At 28.3% G+C, this 23,688-nt stretch carries 16 protein-coding genes; 2 read left to right on the forward strand and 14 right to left on the reverse strand.

Annotated features, from left to right (window positions below; genetic code table 11):
- Positions 1-222 precede the first annotated feature (222 nt).
- Positions 223-735, forward strand: a complete 513-nt coding sequence (locus IC758_RS17480; RefSeq protein ID WP_227860640.1) for a nitroreductase family protein — start codon at positions 223-225, stop codon at positions 733-735.
- A gap of 147 nt (positions 736-882) precedes the next feature.
- On the opposite strand, the gene IC758_RS17485 is transcribed toward IC758_RS17480, so the two are convergent.
- From IC758_RS17485 to IC758_RS17520, 8 genes are all read right to left on the reverse strand, one after another.
- The gene (locus IC758_RS17485) at positions 883-3,528 is read right to left on the reverse strand and encodes a binary toxin-like calcium binding domain-containing protein (RefSeq protein ID WP_227835077.1); all 2,646 of its coding nucleotides are present in this window, start codon (positions 3,526-3,528) and stop codon (positions 883-885) included.
- Between the two features lie 48 nt (positions 3,529-3,576).
- Positions 3,577-4,959 carry an ADP-ribosyltransferase gene (locus tag IC758_RS17490; RefSeq protein WP_227835076.1) on the reverse strand — a complete coding sequence of 461 codons (1,383 nt, stop codon included), beginning with the start codon at positions 4,957-4,959 and terminating at the stop codon, positions 3,577-3,579.
- A 402-nt stretch (positions 4,960-5,361) separates the two neighbouring features.
- Positions 5,362-6,123: a LytR/AlgR family response regulator transcription factor gene (locus IC758_RS17495; RefSeq protein WP_227835075.1), complete on the reverse strand. Its 762-nt coding sequence runs from the start codon at positions 6,121-6,123 to the stop codon at positions 5,362-5,364.
- 593 nt (positions 6,124-6,716) lie between these two features.
- The gene (proC, locus tag IC758_RS17500) at positions 6,717-7,520 is read right to left on the reverse strand and encodes a pyrroline-5-carboxylate reductase (protein ID WP_227433674.1); all 804 of its coding nucleotides are present in this window, start codon (positions 7,518-7,520) and stop codon (positions 6,717-6,719) included.
- A gap of 303 nt (positions 7,521-7,823) precedes the next feature.
- The gene (gene hypD, locus IC758_RS17505; protein WP_227433673.1) at positions 7,824-10,193 is read right to left on the reverse strand and encodes a trans-4-hydroxy-L-proline dehydratase; all 2,370 of its coding nucleotides are present in this window, start codon (positions 10,191-10,193) and stop codon (positions 7,824-7,826) included.
- Positions 10,194-10,197: 4 nt separating this feature from the next.
- Positions 10,198-11,106 carry a trans-4-hydroxy-L-proline dehydratase activase gene (locus IC758_RS17510; RefSeq protein ID WP_227835074.1) on the reverse strand — a complete coding sequence of 303 codons (909 nt, stop codon included), beginning with the start codon at positions 11,104-11,106 and terminating at the stop codon, positions 10,198-10,200.
- Positions 11,107-11,451: 345 nt separating this feature from the next.
- Positions 11,452-12,531 (reverse strand): serine protease HtrA, encoded by a 1,080-nt coding sequence (htrA, locus tag IC758_RS17515; RefSeq protein ID WP_227481856.1) that lies wholly within the window; start codon positions 12,529-12,531, stop codon positions 11,452-11,454.
- A gap of 154 nt (positions 12,532-12,685) precedes the next feature.
- Positions 12,686-14,035 carry a glucose-6-phosphate isomerase gene (locus IC758_RS17520; protein ID WP_227433670.1) on the reverse strand — a complete coding sequence of 450 codons (1,350 nt, stop codon included), beginning with the start codon at positions 14,033-14,035 and terminating at the stop codon, positions 12,686-12,688.
- A 330-nt stretch (positions 14,036-14,365) separates the two neighbouring features.
- On the opposite strand from IC758_RS17520, the gene IC758_RS17525 reads away from it, so the two are divergent.
- The gene (locus IC758_RS17525) at positions 14,366-17,410 is read left to right on the forward strand and encodes a serine hydrolase (RefSeq protein ID WP_227860641.1); all 3,045 of its coding nucleotides are present in this window, start codon (positions 14,366-14,368) and stop codon (positions 17,408-17,410) included.
- Positions 17,411-17,624: 214 nt separating this feature from the next.
- On the opposite strand, the gene IC758_RS17530 is transcribed toward IC758_RS17525, so the two are convergent.
- The 6 genes from IC758_RS17530 to IC758_RS17555 all read right to left on the reverse strand — a co-directional run bounded on the left by IC758_RS17530 (position 17,625) and on the right by IC758_RS17555 (position 23,674).
- Positions 17,625-19,253 (reverse strand): Na/Pi cotransporter family protein, encoded by a 1,629-nt coding sequence (locus IC758_RS17530; RefSeq protein ID WP_227435832.1) that lies wholly within the window; start codon positions 19,251-19,253, stop codon positions 17,625-17,627.
- A gap of 123 nt (positions 19,254-19,376) precedes the next feature.
- Entirely contained in the window at positions 19,377-20,981 is a 1,605-nt protein-coding gene (locus tag IC758_RS17535; protein WP_227860642.1) for an NAD(P)/FAD-dependent oxidoreductase, read from the reverse strand.
- Positions 20,982-21,028: 47 nt separating this feature from the next.
- Positions 21,029-21,346, reverse strand: a complete 318-nt coding sequence (locus IC758_RS17540; protein WP_227435827.1) for a hypothetical protein — start codon at positions 21,344-21,346, stop codon at positions 21,029-21,031.
- Positions 21,347-21,350: 4 nt separating this feature from the next.
- On the reverse strand, positions 21,351-21,716 hold the full coding sequence (locus IC758_RS17545) for a hypothetical protein (RefSeq protein WP_227435824.1): 366 nt from the start codon (positions 21,714-21,716) through the stop codon (positions 21,351-21,353).
- 80 nt (positions 21,717-21,796) lie between these two features.
- Positions 21,797-22,837: a YecA family protein gene (locus IC758_RS17550; RefSeq protein ID WP_227435821.1), complete on the reverse strand. Its 1,041-nt coding sequence runs from the start codon at positions 22,835-22,837 to the stop codon at positions 21,797-21,799.
- Between the two features lie 252 nt (positions 22,838-23,089).
- Positions 23,090-23,674, reverse strand: coding sequence for a hypothetical protein (locus IC758_RS17555; RefSeq protein ID WP_227481851.1), 585 nt, complete (start codon positions 23,672-23,674; stop codon positions 23,090-23,092).
- Between the last annotated feature and the right edge of the window lie 14 nt (positions 23,675-23,688).

Raw genomic sequence — 23,688 nt, forward strand, 5'->3', positions numbered from 1 at the left:
CTAAAATATACATTATTTCTTAATTTATATTTTCATTCTTCTAATTATTTTCACCTATAATTTTAAATTTATAATATCTTCTTTTGTCATTATTTCTTATTCAAGTTTATAATTTATTCTTTACTTGCTAGAAACTAATTTATTTTTTATATAATTTATAAATGAAGTTTAAAATAATGATATTATATAAGTATAAACAATTTTATTAAAAGGAGAGTCTATATGTTAGAAGTTATAAAAAATAGACGTTCAATAAGAACATATATAGATAAAAATGTAGAAGAAGATAAAATAACTGAAATATTAAAATCAGCTATGCAAGCACCTTCATCAAAAAACGCTCAACCGTGGGAATTTATTGTAGTAGATGATAAAAAACTACTAAAAGAACTATCAAAATCACAACATAGAGCAAAGCATATAGAATTTGCACCACTATGTATAGTAGTACTTGGAAATAGAGAGAAATTCTTAAAACCTGGTAAATGGATGCAGGACTTAGGCGCTTGTACACAAAATTTATTATTAGAAGCTACTAATCAAGGTTTAGCTGCTTGCTGGGCAGGAGTTTTTCCTAAAAATAAAGTGGTAAATAAAGTTAGACAAGTTTTAGACTTACCAGTAAAACTGGTACCTTATGCCCTTATCTCTATAGGATACAGTAAAGAAAAGAATGAATTTATAGATAGGTTTGATAAAAATAAAATACATAAAAATGTATATAAAAATAGATAATATTTACACAAATCTATATGCATTCTCTAAGAAACCTCAAAAATAAAATTAAAAATATACCTTATAAAGGTGCTTTTTAATTATCACACTTTATAAGGTAAATATATATTGTATGTTGGGGATTATATTTTACTAAACTAAAACTACTTATTTATTAAAGTCATAAACTAATATTTCTCTATTATCAGGAGTTACAGCATATATTTTCATTGGCTTATGTGTTAATACATTTGCTAAATTTGTATCATAAGCTCTAAAGTTTATATAATTAGTTTTAGGTTGATTTTCATTACCTCCATAATTACGCATTTCTTTATCTCTAGTACCAATATCTTTATAAGTTCCATTTCCAGAATAATCTTCAAGAGTTGCATATACATGATATCTATTAATATAATTAAGAGCTTCTTTATTAGTATCAGTAGGTCTGAAATAAAGTCCATTAATGAAAACATTTCCAGTGACCATATTAGTATCAATAACTCCATCATACTCTTTATGTGCATTTATTATTTCTTGATCAGTTGGAACTTCAACTTCTGGTTCTTTAAGTATTTCAGGAATACTATTTAATTCTGTAATAGATAAATTATCTACAAATACTGAACCACCTCCAGTTAATGTTATTTCTACATCAGAAGAATCTTTTCCAGTTGTTTCAAATTCATAACTAAATTTTTCATAATTTTTTTCTGGTACCAAATAATCTGTTTGTTGTTCTTTTGCTTTTACCTTCACAGTTATTGAATTAGAAAGTGAAGGATCTTTTGAATACCCACTAAAAACATAACGTTTATATGGTTTTAATTTAGACATAGGTATTGTGATTTTTGTCTCTCCGTTTAATTTATTTGCTGCATATTGTAAGCCATCTTGATTCTTAGTATCAACATTACTTAATGCATTAGGGTAATTATTATAGTCATCAAAATTAGTAAAGTAAGTTGGTGTTTTTATAAGGATATTCATACCTCTTTCAAGTTTAACATTATATATCTTTTTATCATCTAATGATTTTAATCTTTCTTTAATTGTATCAGCTGTGTAATCATCAAATATAAGCTCAACACAACTTTCATCAATTGGTGTTCTATTAAAATATAATAATCCATCTTTTTTAGTAGCTCCAAAAGCTTTTTCAATTGCTTGTCCAACTGTAAGTTGTGGAGTTTTATCTTCAGGATCATATGAATCTTTAGCAGCAACACGTCTTTCATAAGTTCCATCTCCTGTATCTAATATAAGAGATGCAGAAATGCTATCAACTTGACTGATATAATCTGACCAACTATTTCCTTCTGTGACAATTTGTCCATGACTATTTTTTACGCCAAAATTTCCACTTACTTGTGTAGTTTCTAGTTTAATATCTTTTCCAGCATCTAATTTTTTAAGCTGTTCATAATTTATTGGTATTAATCTAGAGCTAAATTGATCCATTGTATTAAGTGCTAAAGGAGATACACCTTTTTTAGGGTATGTTGCATTAGGAGACAAGTTATTACCAATTTGATTTTCTTGTGCTTTAATAGTTGATAATGTATCTCCATCTAACACTAAGTTTGTTGTTGGTGTTACTTTATACATAGGTGCAGTACCTGTGTTATAATATCTCACATTTGCATTTATATATGCTGATTCACTTTTACTTATTTGTAATCCAGTATTCCAAGATTCACCTTTACTATCTTGTACAGCAGTCGAAGTATCTGTTGTATGAGAATAATTTGCTGTTACACTACCTGTAAATCCATTTTGATATCCAGCAGTAACAGATACACCAACTGTATTTGCATCAGTTTTACTGTTTGTAGTAGATCTAGAAACAGATTTACCTTGGTCAGTAGAAACATGATCATTTGTAGATAATATTAATTTTTCCATACCTACTCCAACTATTGGATAAGCAGCAACTAATGGATCTCTTGCTTCTTTACTTATTGCTCTATCAAATGTACCAGCAGATTTTTCATAATCTGTATATGGGTCTCCAGCAGTATTTGGCTCTAAGTAATTTGATACATATTTTTTATATCCTTGCTCTGCAAAACTGTCTTCCCATTTAACAGCAATTAAATCTTTAATAGTATATCCATTTTTCTCATATGCATCTGGAATATTATCATTATCAGTATCTAAGTCCTCATCTTCCCAATCAGCCATTAAATTTGGATCAAAGAAATTATTTTTTGGAATAAATGGGTCATTTTTTTCTATCTTAGAATAATCTCTTAAGAATAGGTTTTCTTCAGGTATAACTGTTTTATTACCATTTGATTCCCAATAAAGTTTAGGTGATGATAGATTATCTATTGACCCTATATTTTTATCTTGTAATTCTATTCTAACTTTATATTCCTTACCTTTTTTCATATTAACCTTAAGTGTGTTTGCTACATCTCCCTTAGCATCTACTTGCATTAATACATCATCTCTATCAGTTGACAATGTATATTCACCATCTTCAGAGGGAATTATTCTTCCTGTCCAACGTATAGATTTTACATCTGATTTATCCTTATCTAAAAGTTTATCTACTTTCTTTTCTTCAAACTTTAAATTACCATTTTTTATTGGAGCCATTAGTTCCAAATCTTTGAAATGTTCATCTGCAAAATAATACCCCATTAGTCCATTACTTGGAAGTGTTTCTTCACTTGCGACCTCTCTTTTTTGATTAGGCTGAGGTTTTACAGTAGTTTGTGCATATACAGGATATGCTAAGGCTTGACTAACTATGGCTGTAAGTGTTAAAAAACTAAGTAACTTCTTGTTTCTCATTTGTACTTTCATTTTTTCTCCCCCTTATATTAAAAACATATTTGAATTACCCATTAAAAATTAATTTACTAATGTTGCATCAACAATTACTTTTGTAGTAGATTTATCTTTATAAGTTTCAACTTTATTAACCTTAAATTTACTACCACGATTTAAAAGAACTTCATATTCTCCACCGTAACCAGGAACTGCTGATAAATAAGCACCAGGAGAACCTTTTGGTATATTGATGCGTAATACTATTTTTCTAGCTGCAAATGCACTCATATTTACACTACCTATACTAGTACTAACAAAGTTTGGATATGTTAATGTTTGTCCCTCCCATTTTTCTTTAAAAGCATTTACATTTGCTTCTAAATTAAAATTATATCCAGGTGATGAAAGTTCTAATCCAAATTCAGGAGCACCAGCTCGTCTATATACAGTTAAATTAGATGGCATAGGTTTGCTTTTCAATGCATTTTCAATATTACTTACTTTAGCGTCTAATGCTGTGTCAGGGTTATTTACTGGTCCATTTGATATTAAGTAACTATTAATTGCAGTATATCCTCCACGCATATAGTCGTTTACATCAGCAAGTTGATCAGTAGTTAATTTATTACTCCAATCACTATAATTTTCTTTTCCCCAAGCATCTCCTTTTCCTACTTCATCTTTGAAGTCAAGAGTACTTACTAAAGATGCTTCAACTTTTATGTACTGTTTTCCACTTATTACTACGCGAACTGTTTTATCAACCTTTACACTATACCCTTGTTCTATTAGTGTACTTACAGACTCATTGCTTTGTTGATATGGTAACATTCCAGCGCCTTTTGGTAGTTTTAAATGTACAAATAAAGGAGTGGGTTTGCTATCTTCTTTACTTGGTTCGTATAAAGATATATCTTTGAATCCATCTTGTTTAAATAATCTATCTTGAACTGTTTCTTTAAATTCATTAAATTTCTCCAGACTTATTTCACTCTCTGTATTCTTTCTAAGTTCTCCATTGAAAGCAAATCTATCAGCAGATTCAAAATAATAAACATACATAGGTTTATCTAGTTTATTTTTTGATATTGCACCTTTAAGGTCTTTATATTCTTTTTCAAAAGGATTATCTTTTATTTCGTAATCATAAAAATAATTTCTCTCTTTGGAATATTTACTTATCTCTATTGGGTCTTTTTTATATTCTGTTAAGGCTGCTTTCTCTACTTTTTCAAGTCCCTTTTCTACTCTCTCAGCCTCTGTTCTTTCCCATTCCTTAGCTTTTTCTCTATCTTTTAGGAAATCTTCAGGTCTTTCTATTGGTGCTTTATAATTAGTGGTAGCCACTTTTTGAGTTGAATATCCAGATAAATTTTCAGCATAGGTACCACCACTAAACAATACACTTGTTAGAATAAGACATAATACTAATACTCTAGAAATATAATTTCTAATTTTTTTCATTTAAAATCACCCCTCGCATTAGTTTAAATAGTTTTTAAACTATATTTAAATTATATAATTTAAATATGAAAATTTACTTAGATTTCATAATTAGTGTTACTACTATCTTTAAGTTGTTTATATTCTATAAAAAATACTTATTTTTGCATAAAATAAACATTTTCATGTAATATAAACAACTTTTTAGGAATAAATATTATACTAAATACAATAAACAATTTTGTATTTAATAAACATAAAGCTTTTAATTTTTATTACAAAAATAAAAGGGGCTATCTCAAAATAGAGATAAGCCTCTTTTTTATTGTTGAAATGATAAAAATATATTTGATTTCATACAAAAAAGAGTGCCTCATGAACTAAAAAGTTCATTTTGAGACATCTCCTTTTATTTCGAAATCTCTAAGTTAGTACTTTTTTTATTTTAAGTTGTCTTTTTACATCTTGTAAAGATTTATCAGATATAGGACATTTATCTCCATTACTCATTTTTAACCACTTTTCTTTTATATTTAAAGAAATTATATGTTGTTTGTTAACCACAAATGATTTATGTATGCGAAATAAACATATATCTAAGTTTTCTATGTCTTTTAAACTTCTATAAATCTCAATTTCTTCTTTTATAGTTACAATTTTTATTTTATGAGGTGTAGTACATGTTTCAAAGTAAATTATATCATTAAATGAAACTCTCCAAAGTTCAAAATCTTTATAAATGGTAAAAAAATTTTCTTGATAATCTACTTCTCTAAAATATCTTTTATGAGCAGTTTTAATGCATTCTTTTATTTTTCCTTCAGCTGAGTCCATACTATTTTTTAATATAAAATCCATAGCCTCAAGTCTGTAGTTAAAAAGGCTAATACCTATTTCTACATAGTTTGAAAGAAATACAATAGGACTTATATAATCACGTTCTCTGATTTGTTGTGCTACCCACAATCCATCACATATGTCGTTATCAATATTATATTTGAAGTTAATTCCAATAAAAAATAATCTTACTTTATTTGTTTCATCAAGATCTCTTAATAATAATTCTGCATTACGATATGTTTTTACAATATCATTGTCAAATCCCTCTTTTAACAATACATTGTTTATCTTATCTTTTAATTTTATTCCAAAACTAGCATCATTATCAAACAATAATATATCCATTTTAAGGCCTCCCTATATTAAAACTTCAAAAATAAATAAACTGAAAAATGAATTTAATATAAAAAATATATTCAAATAATTAAGAAATTAAATTTAAGTAGTTAAAAAATTAAATTTAAATAAAGAATATTATAAAAGATAGTTAAATTTAGTATAGCTCTTAAAATGGCAATCTCCAATAGTAAAATTGTATTTTAATAGAAAAAATCAGATTAAATATTTAATTGTGAAAATATAGAAAATTAATAGACTAAATGTATTCTATATAAATTTTTATTTTTTTAAGATGAGGGAGATTTAAATCCTGTATAGGGAGAAGAGAGAACTTGTACCCAAATTTCCTCAATATTAAATTTTAGGATATTAATTAAAAAAAGGAATAAAAAATAACATATAAAAATACAAAAAAGGAATTGAACTTAAAATTTGATTAGAAAAAATCAATTCTGAGACAACCCCTTTTTATTTTAAAGTTAGAAATTTTTTAGAAAGCTGTATTCTTCTTGCTAATTTAGACTAACATTTTCATTTTCGTCTAGCCGAATTCCTATTGCTTCAAGTTGGTACGACAAAAAATATATATCCAAAGTCAATTATTTGCTCATATCTTTAGATTTATCTATGCAAGCGACAATAGATTTTATAACTGCTGATCTAAATCCTTCTTCTTCTAACACTTTAACTGCTTCTATAGTAGTTCCTGCTGGAGAACAAACCATATCTTTTAATTCTCCTGGATGTTTTCCAGTTTCAAGAACCATCTTAGCTGAGCCCATAACAGCTTGAGATGCAAATTTATAAGCTTGCTGTCTTGGCATACCAGCTAGTACTGCTGCGTCTGCAATAGCTTCTATAAACATAAATACATATGCAGGAGAAGAGCCGCTAATACCTGTAACTGTATCCATTAAATATTCTGCTACTATTTCTGCTTCTCCGAATGATTCAAATAGAGCTTTAATCATATTCAATTCTTCATCAGTAACATTTGAATTTTTACAAAGAGCTGACATACCTTCTCCAACAAGTGCTGGAGTATTTGGCATTACTCTTACTATCTTTTTATCTGAACCTATAATGCTTTCAAGAGTTTCTATAGTTTTTCCTGCTGCTATTGATACTATTATTTTACTTGCATCTATTAATTCTTTAAGTGGAGCTAAAGCTTTTTCACATATATTAGGCTTAAGTGCTACTATCACTACATCTGAATTTGCAACAGCCACCTTTGAATCAGTTGTAGTATTTATTCCAAATTGTTCTTTTACTTTATCTAAAGCAACTTGACTTAAGTCTGATACAGTTATATCTTCTGCTTTTACTAATCCTGATTTTACTATACCACCTATCATTGCACTTCCCATATTTCCTGAACCAATAAATCCTAAAGTTTTCATATCAAATCTCCTCTTTTTCTATTAGTTTTTATTTTAAAGTAGCTAAATTTATAATATTTTAACTGCTTAAAATTATCTTAGTTATTATAAAATATAATTTTATTATGATTATTATAAATTACTTCTTTATATAGTTTATTAAATATAAATTTAACGATTTTTTCATTAAACTCAACGAGCTAACTTCCTATCCAGAAAGTTAGCTCAGAATTAATCTAAAATTTTTTAAAATGGTATCTGGTAATATATACTATTATACCAGTTACATTTTTATATAGTAAGAAGTTTTATTTACAAACAATCCTAGAATGTTTGCTCAGTTCTACCTATTATTTCATCTTGTAATGTTCTACTTAAATTGTTGAAATGGTCACTATATCCTGCAACTCTAACTATTAAGTCTTTGTAATCTTGAGGATTCTTTTGAGCCTCTAATAATACATTTTTATCAAATACATTGAATTGTATATGATGTCCATCCATATTAAAGTATGCTCTTACTAGATTAGCCATGTTGTCTAATCCTTTTTCACCTTGTACTACTGATGGTGCAAATCTTTGATTTAACAATGTTCCACCAGTTTTTATATGGTCCATCTTAGCACAAGATTTTATAACTGCTGTAGGTCCATTAGTATCTCCACCTTTTTCTGGAGAGATTCCTTCTGAAACTGGCTTTGCACAAAGTCTACCATTTGCACTTGCTCCCATAATTTCTCCAAAGTATACATGGCAAGTAGTTGGCAACATATCTACTCTATATTCTCCACCACAAACAGTTGGTCTACCAGTTACTTCATTGTAATATGCATTAAATATTTCTTCCATTATTCCATCAGCATAATCATCATCATTTCCATACTTAGGAGTTTTATTTGAAACTATATTAAGTATAGCTTCATATCCTTCAAAGTTAGAATCAAGTGCCTTAAGTAATGTATCCATATCAAATTTTTTCTTGTCAAATACATTATATTTTATTGCTGTTAAACTATCTGTTATAGTTCCTATACCAACACCTTGTATATATCTAGTGTTATATCTTGCTCCACCTCTTTGATAGTCTTTACCTTTTGCTATACAATCATCAACTATTGTAGACATAAGTGGGCAAGGCATATGTTTTGCACATATATTTTCTATTACAGCATTTCCTTGTATTTTTATATCAATCATATAATGTAACTGCTTTTTAAATGCGTCAAATAATTCTTCATAAGATTTAAAATCTCTAGGGTCTCCAGTTTCAATACCTATTTGCTTTTTCGCAATTGGGTCATAACCGTTATTTAGTGTTAATTCAAGTATTTTTGGAATATTCATATATCCAGTTAAAACATATGCTTCTTTACCAAAACATCCAGTTTCAACACAACCACTAGTTCCTCCAAGTCTTGCATCTTCTATAGTTTTACCAGCTTCCATAAGCTCCTGAACTATTGCTTCAGTATTATAAAATGCTGGTTGACCCCATCCTTTTCTTGATATTTCACAAGCTCTCTTTAAGAATTTTTGAGGAGTCTTTTTACTTATTTGAACATTTGAACTAGGTTGTATTAATTTCATTTCATCCATAACATCAAGTATTATATAACTAACTTCATTAACACCATCTTGACCATCTGGATTTATTCCACCAGTATTTATATTTGCAAAGTCTGTATATGTGCTACTCTCTTTCAGTGTTATACCAACTTTTGGTGGTGCTGGTTGATTGTTAAATTTAACCCATAAACATTCAAGTAATTCTTGTGCTCTATCTCTATCTAATATTCCATTTTCTACATCTCTTTCATAAAAAGGATTTAGATGTTGGTCTAGTCTTCCTGGAGTAAATGCATCCCATATATTAAGCTCAGTAGTAACCCCTATATGAACAAACCAGTACATTTGTATAGCTTGATGATAAGTTTCTGGTTTATGAGCTGGTACAACATCACAAGTTTCAGCAATTAACAATAAGTCTTTTTTCTTAGCTTCATCAGTTTCTTCTTCTGCCATTTTTCTTGCCTTTTCAGCATATCTCTTTCCTAATATAACCATTGCATCACAAGCTATTGCCATAGCTTCTAAATCAGCTTTTTTATTATATGCATCTAAGTCATTAAGGAAATCTAATTCTTTTAGTCTTGCTTCTATATCTTTCTTTAAATCTAAAAATCCTTTTTTATATATTGTATCTCCACAAACTGTGTGTCCTGGAGCTCTTTGTTCCATAAACTCTGTAAACATACCTGCTTCATATGCTGCTAACCATTCAGGTGTCATAGCATTTATTATCTTATCTCTGGTTTGTCTCTTCTTCCAGAAAGGTATTATTTCCTCTTGATGTATTTTTCTAGATTCTTCAGACACACTAAAATTTATTATGTCTCTATTATGCATTACTTCTAAATCTTCCATTGTATGACAACAAATTTCTGGATATGTTGGTGCTCCATTAGGTGAATCTCCTTTTTCGCCTACTATTAATTCTCCATCATTTATACTAAGAGTTCTGTTTTCAATGTAATGTTTAAATGATAAAGCACGAAGTACAGGAATTTCTACACTTCCTTCATATTTTTTATAAGCTTCTGTCATAAGTACTGCTCTTTCAATAGATATGTGTGGTTCTGCATTAACACTTTCTTCTCTTAATTTTTTAGTTCTTTCAAAAGTTCCTCTTAACATTTTATTACCCCCCAATCTTAGTATTGAAATTACTTGCTTCAAACAGCCTTTTTATTTCTTCTAATTTTTCTTCAGTAGGTCTTTGTAACTCTTCTCCTTCATACTTTTTATAAATTTTATCATACTTATGTTTACCAATATTATGATATGGAAGAAGACTTACATCTTTTATATTCAAAGGCTTTAAAAACTCTATCATTTTTTTAACCTCTAAATTTTCATCATCTACATTTACGCCTACAATTAATGGTATTCTTATATTTATATTAGCTCCTGATTCACTCAAAAGTTTAACATTTTTAAGTATTAAATCATTTGATTTTCCTGTAAATTTTATATGTTTTTCCTCATCAATAAGTTTAATATCGTATAAGAACAAATCTGCACATTCAGCAACTCTTTCGTAATTTTCTGACTTTGCATATCCACAAGTATCAATTGCCACATGAATTCCCTTTGATTTACACATGTTTATTACTCCACAAATAAAATCCATATCTTGAGCCATTACTTCTCCACCTGATAAAGTTACTCCTCCACCTGATTCTTCATAGAAAATTCTATCTTTTTCTATCTCTTTAACCAGTTCTTTAACAGAATACTCTTGACCTACTATTTCTCTAGCATTGTTTATACAATAATCTAAACAAGTTTCACAAAACTCACATTTTTCTTGGTCTAGACATATTTTTGTTTTACCTTTGTAAATTGCTTTGTGAGGACATATATTTATACATGCTTCACATCTTGAACATCTCTCTTCATTATACAAAACTTGTTTTGTATATGTTTGACTTTCTGGATTATGACACCAAACACATTCAAGTGGGCATCCTTTAAAAAAAACTGTACTTCTTATCCCTGGACCATCATGTATACTACATTTTTGTAAATTTATAACTAATGGATTCATAATTTTTTCACCCCTAAAGAATATCCATTCCTTTTTTTCATCTTTATGTAATTCATCTTCATAGGTTATTTCTATGAAAAGCATTTCTACAATTACATAATACTATATTCGTTATTATTTTGTCTATATTTTTTTAGTAATATTAAAAATTTTTATTTTATTATGATATTTATATTGATTTTATAAATTAAATTTAAATATTTATTAATTTTATTTTTATAAGTAAATATAGATAATCTCTATAAACAATATGTTATTTTAATTAATTTAGATATATATACTATAAAAATTAAATAAAAACAGAGACTACACTTTACCATGTAGTCTCTGTTTCTCTAGTAACATTTAGAATTTTACATTTATTGTTACTGCTTTTCCGCCTCTATTTAATGTAATTTTTGTGCTAGCACCTTTTGAGAAAGTATATAACTTTTTATTAAGGTCATTCATACCAGTTATATCTGCATCTCCTACTTTAGTTATAATATCCCCTACTTTTACTCCTGCTTTTTCTGCTGATGAACCAGATATTACTTCTGCAACATATACTCCTTTGTCAGTACTTAATTTTGTACCTGTAGCTGCTTCATAATTTGATACATCTGTTCCTTTTATACCTAAAGTTACTTTTTCATATTTTCCAGTTTTTATTACTTCTTCAACTATACTTTTAGCTGTATTGATTGGTATCGCAAATCCTAACCCTTCTGCTTGAGAAGCTTTTGCTGTATTTATACCAATTACTTGACCTTTTTGATTTAACAATGGCCCTCCACTATTTCCTGCATTTATACTTGCATCAGTTTGTAATAACCCTGTCATATTAGTTTTTTCTGTTTGTATAGTTCTATCTAATCCACTTATTATACCTTGAGTAACTGTCTTTTGGAAGTCTAGTCCAAGTGGGTTACCTATTGCTATTGATATATCTCCAACTTTTACTTTATCACTATCTGCAAATTCAGCTGGTGTTAATCCAGTTTTATCAACTTTAACTATGGCCAAATCAAGTTGTTGGTCAAACCATACCACTTTACCTGATGTTGTTGAACCATCATTAAATAAAACATTAACACTAGTTGCTTGGCCATCTGATATAACATGAGAATTAGTAAGTATATATCCATTTGAATCTACTATAATCCCAGTTCCTACTCCTTGTGTTTCAGTTGGTATTGCAAACATATTACTAGTATCGACGCTAGTTGTCGTAATACCTACAACAGATGGTGTTGCCTTTTCTGCAACTGCTTGGTAAATGTTTTGGCTCTTTCCATCATCATTTACAACTATGGGCGTAGAACTTCCTGTAGATTTACTTCCTAAATTATCTTTAACTAAAATTATTGTTAGCAAACTACTAAGTATTGAACTTATTATAGCGACTAATATTACTAAACTTATACCTTTCTTTCTTCTTGACATCTCATACCACTCCCTATCTAAATATAATATAAATTATCAAAATATATTTTTCCCAATTTTCCATAAAAAAATGAAATCATCTATTTTGAGTAAACTCTCTTTCGATGATTTCATTATATTATTCTAATCTTAATTAAACCTTAACTATCTAAAATTATTTAAGTCTTTTTTCTAATTCTTCTTTTTCTTTTTCATAACCTGGTTTTCCTAGTAAAGCAAACATATTTTTCTTGTATGCTTCTACTCCTGGTTGGTCAAATGGATTAACTCCTAGTAAATATCCACTTATTCCACAAGCTTTTTCAAAGAAATACACTAAATATCCAAAATTATACTCATCTAACTTAGGTATATTTATTACCAAGTTAGGCACTTTTCCATCAGTATGTGCTAATAGAGTACCTTCAAAAGCTTTATGATTTACAAAATCTACAGTTTTGCCTGCTAAATAATTTAAACCATCTAAATCTACTTCTTCTGAATTTATAGTTATATTTCTCTTAGAACTTTCAACATTAAGTACTGTTTCAAATAAAAGTCTTTTTCCATCTTGAATATATTGTCCCATAGAATGTAAGTCTGTTGAAAAATCTACAGAAGCAGGAAATAATCCTTTATTTTCTTTTCCTTCACTTTCTCCATAAAGTTGTTTCCACCACTCACTCATATAATGTAGTTGAGGTTCATAGTTAACCAATAACTCTACATCTTTTCCTTTTCTATGTAAAATTGTTCTAGCTACAGCATATTTATAACTGTCATTATTTTTTAAGTCAGAATTTTGAAATGCTTCACGAGCATCATTTGCACCATTCATTATGGCATCAATATCAAGTCCTGCAGCTGCAATAGGAAGTAATCCAACAGCTGTCAATACAGAAAAACGGCCACCTACATCATCTGGTATTACAAAAGTCTCATATCCTTCTTCTGTAGCTAATTGTCTAAGCGCCCCTTTACTTGAATCTGTTGTTGCATATATTCTCTTTCTAGCTTCTTCTTTTCCATATTTTTTTTCTAAATAATTTTTAAATATTCTAAAAGCAAGAGCTGGCTCTGTAGTAGTACCTGATTTAGATATTACATTTACAGAAACATCTTTACCTTCAATTACATCTAGTAAATCCATAATATATGTTGAGCTTATGTTATGACCTACAAAATATACTTCAGGAGCATTTCTTTGCTCTTTTTTAAGCCCATTTCTAAAAGAATGACTTACCATGTCTATCGCAGCTCTTGAACCCAAATAAGAGCCTCCTATACCGATTACTAGAAGAACCTCAGAATCAGATTTTATCTTCTCAGCAGATTTTTTTATTCTAGCAAACTCTTCCTTATCATAATTTTTAGGAAGGTCTATCCATCCTAAAAAAGTATTTCCTAAACCAGTTTTATTATGTAACATATCATGTGCCACATCTACATACGGCTGCATGACATCTATTTCTTTTTGGCAAAAAAATTCCGTAGCTTTACTATAATCAAAATTTATTTTTCCCATTTAAATCCCTCTTTTCAGCATATGCGTTTTACAGAGATTATAACATAAAATCTAGGTGTTTTTTTAAAAAGTTTGCCACAAAATAATGCATATATCCTCAAGCATTATTAGGAAATCGATTCTTCTAAATATTACAACTATTTGTCAATTATAAAATTTTAATTAAATAAATGAATAGTCCAATAGCAAAATGTTATCTTTTTATTTCTCTCATATATATAAAATGTAACTTATTATAAATGTATTTTTCTTAACAATAATCTGTTGATTAAAATAATTAAGAATGTTATGCTAATTGTAATTATTAAAAGGGAAAAGAGGTAATTTAATATGTTTAAGCAAAGATTATTTAAGTTATTATCTAGCACATTGGTACTTAGTATGTTATTTACAGCTACTCCAAGTATTGCTTTTGCTGATAATGACACAAACAATATCTCCGATAAGTATCAAAGCTCTGATATAGAGTTAAATGATTATAGTAAAGGTTCGGAGTCTTACACAAAAACTAGAGCTCTTGCTAAAGAGAAAATTCAAACTTTACTATCTAAATACGGAGCTGTAAGCGCTCAATATGCTCTAATTGATAATGGTAAAATTGAGATTTCTGGAAATGGTGGAGTATACAGCAAACAAGATAATAAAAATTTAACTAAGGATAATATGTACAATATTGCATCTATCAGTAAAGTATTTACTACTACAGCTGTTATGAAATTGGTTGAACAGGGAAAAGTAAATTTAGATACTCCTGTTGTAAAATATATACCTGAATTTAAAATGGCTGATGATAGATATAAAGAAATCACTCCAAGAATGTTATTAAATCACTCATCAGGGCTAATGGGAAGTAGTTTTAAAAATGCCCTTTTATTGGGAGACAATGATTCTTATAATCATGATAATTTCTTAGAAGAATTAAAGAAACAAAGATTAAAAGCTAAGCCAGGAGCTTTTTCTGTTTATTGTAATGATGGATTTACTTTAGCTGAAATTTTAGTAGAAAGAGTATCTGGTATGTCATTTACTAATTTTCTTGATAAATACATAAACAATCCACTTAACTTACAAAACACAAAAACTCCAGAAAATAGCTTTGATAGTTCAAAACTTGCAAAAGCCTATGTACCTTATTGGGAAGATGCAGTTCCACAAGATAACCTTAATACTATAGGTGCAGGTGGTTTATATTCAAGTGCAGAAAATCTATGTACATTTGCACAAACATTTATGAAAAAATCAAATGGAATTCTTTCTCCTGCTTCAGTAAAAGCTATGGAAAATAAAGAATATTTAAATGGTCTATGGCCTGAGGGAGAAGACTCTATCCTTGGATATGGTTTAGGATGGGATTGTGTCAACACTTATCCATTTAATCAATATAATCTAAAAGCACTTACAAAAGGTGGAGATTCTTTATTATTCCATAGTAATCTTACAGTGCTTCCAGATGAAAATATGGCAGTTGCAGTTGTTTCTTCTGGTGGAAGTAGTCAACTTAACGAAGTAATCGGACAAGAAATTTTACTATCTGCATTAAAAGAAAAAGGTAAAATTAAAGAAATAAAACCTGATAAAACATTTAGTAAGCCACAACAAGTCAAAATGCCAAGTTACTTAAAAGAAAATAGTGGACTTTATGCTTCTTCAAATATGCTAAAAGTTGATGTTAATGATAATGGTACTCTAACAGTATCTTCTCCATACATAGAAAATGGACCTAAAGATAAATATGTATACATAGGTCAAGATAGATTCGTATCTGAAAAAGGTAATAGTTGCCTAAAATTTGTAAAAGAAAAAAATAATATCACATATTTAAATATGAGCTCTTATGATGATGTTCCTGGATTAGGTCAGACAGCAAGTTTATACTATGTAGCTCAAAAGGTAGATGACAATAATATATCAAATAGTGTCAAAGAAGCATGGGAAAAAAGAGGTGAAAAAGGTTACTATCTAGTAGATGAAAAATATACTTCTCAATACTATATGTTTGGCTCTGTTAAAGCAATGCTTGGTGTTTCTGATAAAACTCCAGGTTTTTTAGCTAATACTAAAATAATAGATGAGAATAATTCAAATGCTTTTATAGAAATACCTGGTGTAATGGGTCGTGATTTGAGTGATATCAAACTGTATAAAGAAAATGGTACAGAATACCTAAAATTTGCAACACAAACATATGTAAGTGAAGATTCCCTAACTAATTTATCATCAGAAAAATCTTTTACATATCAAATAGATTCAAAAGGGTATGCAAAATGGTACAAAATTGGCGATGATATAGCAAATAAAAAAATAGAAGTTAATCTTCCTCAAAATTCATCTTTTGCAGTTTATGATGATAAAGGAACTCCTGTAAATTACTCTTTAGTGACAAAGAATAATAGAGTTAGATTGCCAAAAGGAGGCGTAATAGCTTTCTTAGGAAGTCCAAATGCCAAATTTGAAGTTACATACCAAGATGAAGTAAATGCAAATGCATTAACAGGAACTGATAGATATGAAACTTCTATTAAGATAAGCCAAGCAGGTTGGGAAAATGCTGAAAATACTGTTTTAATAAATGATTCTGCAATTGCAGATGCTTTGGCTGCAACACCATTTGCATATAAAAAAGATGCTCCTATATTGTTAACTGGAAGTTCTCAAATAAATGAGAAGACTTTAGCTGAATTAAAGAGATTAAAAGTTAAAAATGTATATGTAATCGGTGGTGAAGCTTCTGTAAACGAAAAATCTTTAGATACTATAAAGTCAGATAATATGTCTGTATCTAGAATTTCAGGAAATGATAGATATGAGACTTCTCTAAATCTTGCTAAAGAATTAAAAGGAATTAGTAATGTATCAAAAATATCAGTAGTTAATGGTGAAAAAGGATTAGCAGATGCAGTAAGTATTGGTGCAGCATCAGCTCAAAATGATATGCCTATAATACTTACTAATGAAAATAGTAATATAACTGAAATAAATGATTTATTCAAAGATAAAAAAATAGATAAATCTTATATAATAGGTGGAGAATATACAGTTTCTAAAAATATAGAAAACAAACTTAAAAATCCACAAAGAATATCAGGTAGTACTAGAAATGAAACAAATGCAAAAGTAATAAAAGAGTTTTACAAAGATTCTAATATAAATAACCTATATGTAGCTAAAAATGGAATCAATAAACAAGATGATTTAATAGATGGTTTATCTGTTGGGGTTTTAGCTGGAAAAACTAAATCTCCTGTAATACTAGTAGGAAATTTACTAGACTATAGTCAAAAAGAACTATTTAAAACTATGAGATTTAAATCAGTAACACAAATTGGTGGAAATGGAAATGAAAATTCATTTAAACAAATTAAAGAAATAGCTTAACATTTTGATTATAAAATATACAGTGTTATAAACAAATGGTATCGCCATTAGACATTGAAACAATTATTCTTTATGATGATTCATTAAGAATAATTAGCCTAAATTTTAAAGGAGTTGAACTTAAAATTTGATTAGAAAAAATCAATTTTAAGACAACTCCTTCTTTTTTGTTCATTATCTATTTTAATTCTTACTTTATTTTAAATTACCATTTTTAATCAGTTCCCAATCTCTTAGCTATAACTTGTTGTGCTATATTAACAGCGTGGTCAGATATTCTTTCTAGATTACTTATTACATCTAAATAAATAACTCCATTTTCTATACTACATAAATTGTTATTCAATCTATACATATGATTAGCTCTACAAGATTTCTCCATTATATCAACTTGCTCTTCAATTTTTATAACCTTACAAGCTAAATCCACATCATCAGTTCTCATTGACTCTAAAGCATAAGTATAAGCTGAAACAACTTTATTGTACATAATATCAAGTTCAGCTTGTCCTTCTTCAGAGAAAGAAATATTTGAATCTATTGCAACTTGAGATAATTCAGCTATATTTTTAGCATGGTCACCAATTCTTTCTATATCATTAACTGTATTAAATAAGGTGTCTACAACTTCTCTAGAATTATCATCTAAAGGCGCCTTTGAAAGTTTAAGCAAGTAATTTAAGATAGCTTTTTGTAAATCATTTATTAGTTTTTCACGTCTGTATGTCTTATCTATTTTTTCAGTTGAATGTTCTACTAACGCTTCCATAGATGCATTTAAGCTTTCCTTAGCTTTTTCTCCCATACGAAGTGCTTCTTTTATCGTATTGGCAAGAGCTATGGAAGGAGTTTCTATCATTCTATCATCTATATATTTAATAGTCTTAGCTTCATCTTCATCTGCATCACCAGCTTTATCAGGAACAAGCTTAATGGCTAGTTTTATGATAACCTTTGTAAATGGTAGAAGTATTAAGACGGATATAATATTAAACAATGTGTGTGTATTAGCTATTTGTCTTGCAACATTACTTGGGTCCCAACTTGTAACTAAATTTACAATTGGTTTATTCAACAACAATAAGAATATTACTGTTCCCAAAACATTGAAGATTAAATGCATCATAGCTGCTCTTCGTGCATTTTTATTAGCACCAATACTTGATAGCAATGAAGTTACACATGTACCAATGTTTTGACCATAAAGAATTGGTAATGCTGCTGCTAGTGGTATTAAACCTTCTGCTGCTAATGCAACCAACATACCCATAGATGCACTTGAACTCTGTATTATTGCTGTAATACCAAATCCTAATAATAGTCCAAGTAGCGGATAATTACCAAATGTAACAAGTAAATCCGTGAACCCTTGATAGTCCTTTAATGGTTCAACTGCCATTTTCATAAAATCCATACCTGTAAATAATATCCCAAAACCTATAAGTATCTCGGCTATATTTTTTATTCTAGGTTTATTTCCAAATAAATAAAGTATAATACCTATACCTAATGCTACTGGAGCCATTCCAGCTAAATCAAAAGATACTAATTGGGCTGTAACAGTAGTACCTATATTAGCACCCATTATAACCCCTATTGCTTGTTTTAAAGTCATTATGCCTGCATTTACGAAACCAACAACCATTACAGTAGTAGCACTTGAACTTTGTATTACTGCTGTAACTCCTGTACCTACTAAAACTCCCATAAATAGATTACTAGTAAGTAATTTTATTATCTTTTTTAATTTTGTCCCAGCAGATTTTTGCAGACCTTCTCCCATAAGGTTCATACCATATAAGAACAGCCCTAATCCACCCATTAGACTTATTATAATGTTCAAATTATTTCCTCCTTGTAAAGAGATTACTATATTTAAAAATTTTATAACCTATTGTATTTTATCAAATTATAGGAGTAGTAATGTTAAATTCATGTTAAATATTAAAAATTCATTAAGTTTCTGTTAAATTTTTGTGTTATTAGCATATTTTTGTATTATTTTTTCTGAACATTTTATACCATCTACTGCTGCTGTGACTATTCCACCTGCATATCCAGCACCTTCACCACAAGGATATAAATTTTTAATACTTATTGACTCCAAACTGTTTTCATCTCTTACTATTCTTATTGGTGATGATGACCTAGTTTCTACACCTGTTAAAACTGCATCATGCATTGCAAATCCATTTAATTTTTTATCAAGAGATATAAATGCTTCTCTCATAGTTTCTACCACAAAACTAGGCAAACATTCATTCAAATTTGTAAGCTTGTATCCAGGTTTGTATGATGGTTCAACACTTCCTAAATTTTCAGAAGTCTTATTATTAATAAAATCTCCAACAAGTTGAACTGGCGCATTGTAATTTTTACCACCTAATTCAAAAGCTAATTTCTCATATTTTTGCTGAAAATGAACCCCTGCTAGTGGATTATCACTATCAAAATCTTCTGGAAGTACATTTACTAGAAATGCACTATTAGCATTTGTTTTATCTCTTGCATGTTCACTCATTCCATTTGTAACTATTTCAAAATCATTTGATGCAGATGCTATGACACTGCCTCCTGGACACATACAAAAAGTATATGCTGTTCTTCCATTTGAGACATGTTCTATAAGTCTATAATCAGCAGCTCCTAGTCGAGGGTGATTATAAAATTCCTTATACTGTGCTTTATTTATCAAGTCTTGAGGATGTTCAATTCTAGCTCCTATTGCAAATGGTTTCTGAATTATTTTTACACCTCTTGAATGCAACATCTCATAAGTATCTCTTGCACTATGCCCAACAGCTAATATGACTGCATCTGTATCTATTTTTTCACTATCATTTACAATTACAGATTGTATAGAATTATTTAATACAACTATATCTGTAACTTTTGAATCAAATTTAACTTGTCCACCTAGATTTATTATTTCATTTCTTATATTTTTAACTACACTTTTTAATATATCTGTACCAACATGTGGCTTATGTGAATATAATATTTCATCTGGTGCTCCAAACTGAACTAATTCTTCTAGCACTTTTCTACATCGTATATCTTTTATTCTAGTTGTGAGTTTCCCATCTGAAAAAGTTCCTGCTCCACCTTCTCCAAATTGAACATTTGAATTATTTTTAAACTTTCTAGTCGTCCAAAAATTACTTATATCCTTGGTTCTACTATCAACATCAAGACCTCTTTCAAGTATAATTGGTTCATAACCCATTTGAGCCAAAATAAGCCCTGCAAATAGACCAGCTGGTCCACTTCCAATTACTAAAGGTCTATTATTCAATTTTTTATGACCCATAGCTACATTCACATATTTTATATCTTTTATTTTTGTTACATCTTTTATTTTTGAGTTTAGTATTTTACTTTCATCTCTAACTTCTACATCTACAGAATAAACAAATTCCATCTTCCCTTTTTTTCTAGCATCTATAGATTCTTTATATATACTATATTTTATTAAGTTTTTTTCTTTTATTCTTAATTTCTTAAGTACAATATCTTTTAATAAAGATATTTCTTTATCGATTCCAAGTTTTATATTAGATACCCTTAACATATTGTTTTCCTCTCTTAGATTATAATATAAAAAAGCTAGGGTTACTCCTAGCTTTCTACAAATATAACTTCTATATTCTCTTTTACTAGATTTTCTACCCAAATTTCGTCTAGCACAAATTTCTTTATTTTGTCTACAATAAGTTCTTTATCCAAATCTTTTTTTAGATTTTTTACTAAAACCATTGCTTCAACTGATTTATTCAATCTTTCAACGTATAAAGAATTAACTTTAATTAATATAACCCTTAATTCACATATATATAAATCTTCACTACCTAAAGTGATTTCATCATCGTATTTATATACACTAAATTCATATATGTTTTCATATGGTGTTATATTTTCTATACCAATAAACTCCATTAACTTATCCTCTTTTAGTTATAAGGCCTCTTATAACTTTCATGTTATTAAATACCTTTTCTAAGAAGTTTTCTGCTTCTTCATTATCCAAAAGATTTATTTCAAGATTTTCATTTTCTACAATATTTTTAGATTTGCAGTACTCCTTAGCAACTTCTACTAGTTCATTTTTTCTATCCATAGATAAATCGAACTCTTTATAGTCTATTATTATATATTGTTTAGTATCAGGTGATACACCATTATTATATCCTATTTCTATATGATAAATAACTGCATATATTTCTTCTCCGTCGTATACAGGTACTGCTGGGTTAGATTTTATAAAGTTTGTTGATACAGCAATTGCATTTCCTAAACTAAGACTCATTATTAATACCTCTTTCTACACATTATACATATATTATACTATAGATTCTTTATCTATGACTTAAAGCTTTTTATAATTAATTAAGATATTTTTAAATCTTTGTATCTTTTTCCTAATGTACTAGAGCTTATATCATATTTTTTTGATATTTGCACTTGAGTTATAGGTTGTCCTGCTTCTTTCTTAACATAGTACTCAACAGCAGCTGCCCAACCACTTTCAGCTCCTTTTATATTTTCATGACTTTTCTTATATTCATTCCAGAACTCTATACATGCATCTATATTTTCTTTTTCCACATTTTCTTTAAGAGTATCTAAAACTTTACATTCTACTTCAGCTAATTCACCTTCTAAATTAACTTTTTTATTATCATTTTTATCTCTTTCTCTTTTTAAATATTCGGCTATACTTGGGTCTAAAAGCTGTTGTATATATTTATATAATACATGTGTATGATAAATTAAGAACGTCTTCATATCTTTATATAGGTCTTTATATTGATTAAATAAATTCATAACATCATTTAAAATTATATCTTTAACTTCATTTGATATACTTATAGTTACATCTATTAATATATTAGTTCCTTCAACATCAATTATTCTAGCTATCATACAGCTTCCGATTTTAAAGCTTCTTAGAAGTTTTACATCTTCTGTGTAAAGTTCTTTCCCACTTAAACAATCTCTTAAAACTATTTTTCCTGTAGAAATTTCTTTTACTTCGTAAATGCTTACATAGGATTCAAACAAACTTTTTAATATTGAAATTTCTGATTGACTTAGGTTTGCACCATTCTCTTCAAGAAATCCAACCGTCATGACCTTTTTATTTTCCATTATGTGGTCTTGTATTAAATACGTATTAAAAAATCTTTCGAACTTTTCATTTACAGTATCATTTTGCATTATATAAAACATTTCTTTAGCTTTTTCACATTCATCTTTGAATCTATCCTGTCTTGAATAATCATATAATTTTGAATATAAATCTGTATATTGCTTTTGTGAAAGTTCAGTTTTTCTGCTTGCTCTTTCTGAAACAATATCTTTATTTAAACAACATTTCTTGTATTTTTTGCCACTTCCACAAGGGCATAGCTCATTTCTCCCTAACAATATGACTTCCACTCCCTTATTATTAAATTAAAGTACAATTTGTTATTATACCATTTTTTTATCAATCAATCTATAGTATAAGCAAATATTATCTCAAATTTACTTATATTTTGGTATAATATATTCACTTTAATTAGGATTTCGATAAAATCACTAACAATCCCTCTTACAGAAATGGATTATCGTAAAACTAATTCTTCTATAAAGTTTTATGAACTGATAATAGTTTTTTACTTTATCTATTCTTTTTTGTTATGTGACTCTAATTGTCATTTTACATTCTACAAGATTGTTTTTTTCTTGTTTATATTCGTTTGAAATGTTTTTGGCCTCAAGATTACTTGTTTTTAATTTATTAATTTCTATTTTTTCAATTTTATTATGTAACCTTAAGTTCTTCATTACACCTTCAAGTTTCAACACATTTTCAAGTTCTCCATTAACTTTTACTTCTAAATTAGTTTGTTTTTTACTGTAGTTGTCTAAGCTACTTTCTTGATTGATGTATTCCACATTTACAATATCTCTCAATTCATTTTCTACTAATAATACTATATCTTTATTTGTTTTTTTATCTAAAAATGAGTTATTAAAATTATTTTTTAATTTTGTATTACTATCTAATTCAACATTTTTTACATATCTATCATCTTTGTACCCATTACCTTTAATTTTGTAATTATCTTGTCGTTTTATTTCATTCACTATATTTTGTTTTTCTTTCTTCAAATTAGTTAGGTTCTCTTCTAGAGGTCTGGACATTACATTAACTACTAATACAATAATTAATATTAGCAATATTTTCATCAGATTTTTTTCTCTCTTATTTAATTTCAAAATTAATCACCTTT

The organism is Clostridioides sp. ES-W-0016-02 (assembly GCF_020641035.1).
GTDB lineage: Bacteria > Bacillota > Clostridia > Peptostreptococcales > Peptostreptococcaceae > Clostridioides.

Excerpts from the sequence above, each read along its gene's own strand:
- IC758_RS17480 (WP_227860640.1), top strand. The coding sequence starts at position 223 with ATGTTAGAAGTTATAAAAAATAGACGTTCAATAAGAACATATATAGAT.
- IC758_RS17485 (WP_227835077.1), bottom strand. The coding sequence starts at position 3,528 with ATGAAAGTACAAATGAGAAACAAGAAGTTACTTAGTTTTTTAACACTT.
- IC758_RS17490 (WP_227835076.1), bottom strand. The coding sequence starts at position 4,959 with ATGAAAAAAATTAGAAATTATATTTCTAGAGTATTAGTATTATGTCTT.
- IC758_RS17495 (WP_227835075.1), bottom strand. The coding sequence starts at position 6,123 with ATGGATATATTATTGTTTGATAATGATGCTAGTTTTGGAATAAAATTA.
- proC (WP_227433674.1), bottom strand. The coding sequence starts at position 7,520 with ATGAAAACTTTAGGATTTATTGGTTCAGGAAATATGGGAAGTGCAATG.
- hypD (WP_227433673.1), bottom strand. The coding sequence starts at position 10,193 with ATGTTAAGAGGAACTTTTGAAAGAACTAAAAAATTAAGAGAAGAAAGT.
- IC758_RS17510 (WP_227835074.1), bottom strand. The coding sequence starts at position 11,106 with ATGAATCCATTAGTTATAAATTTACAAAAATGTAGTATACATGATGGT.
- htrA (WP_227481856.1), bottom strand. The coding sequence starts at position 12,531 with ATGTCAAGAAGAAAGAAAGGTATAAGTTTAGTAATATTAGTCGCTATA.
- IC758_RS17520 (WP_227433670.1), bottom strand. The coding sequence starts at position 14,035 with ATGGGAAAAATAAATTTTGATTATAGTAAAGCTACGGAATTTTTTTGC.
- IC758_RS17525 (WP_227860641.1), top strand. The coding sequence starts at position 14,366 with ATGTTTAAGCAAAGATTATTTAAGTTATTATCTAGCACATTGGTACTT.
- IC758_RS17535 (WP_227860642.1), bottom strand. The coding sequence starts at position 20,981 with ATGTTAAGGGTATCTAATATAAAACTTGGAATCGATAAAGAAATATCT.
- IC758_RS17540 (WP_227435827.1), bottom strand. The coding sequence starts at position 21,346 with ATGGAGTTTATTGGTATAGAAAATATAACACCATATGAAAACATATAT.
- IC758_RS17545 (WP_227435824.1), bottom strand. The coding sequence starts at position 21,716 with ATGAGTCTTAGTTTAGGAAATGCAATTGCTGTATCAACAAACTTTATA.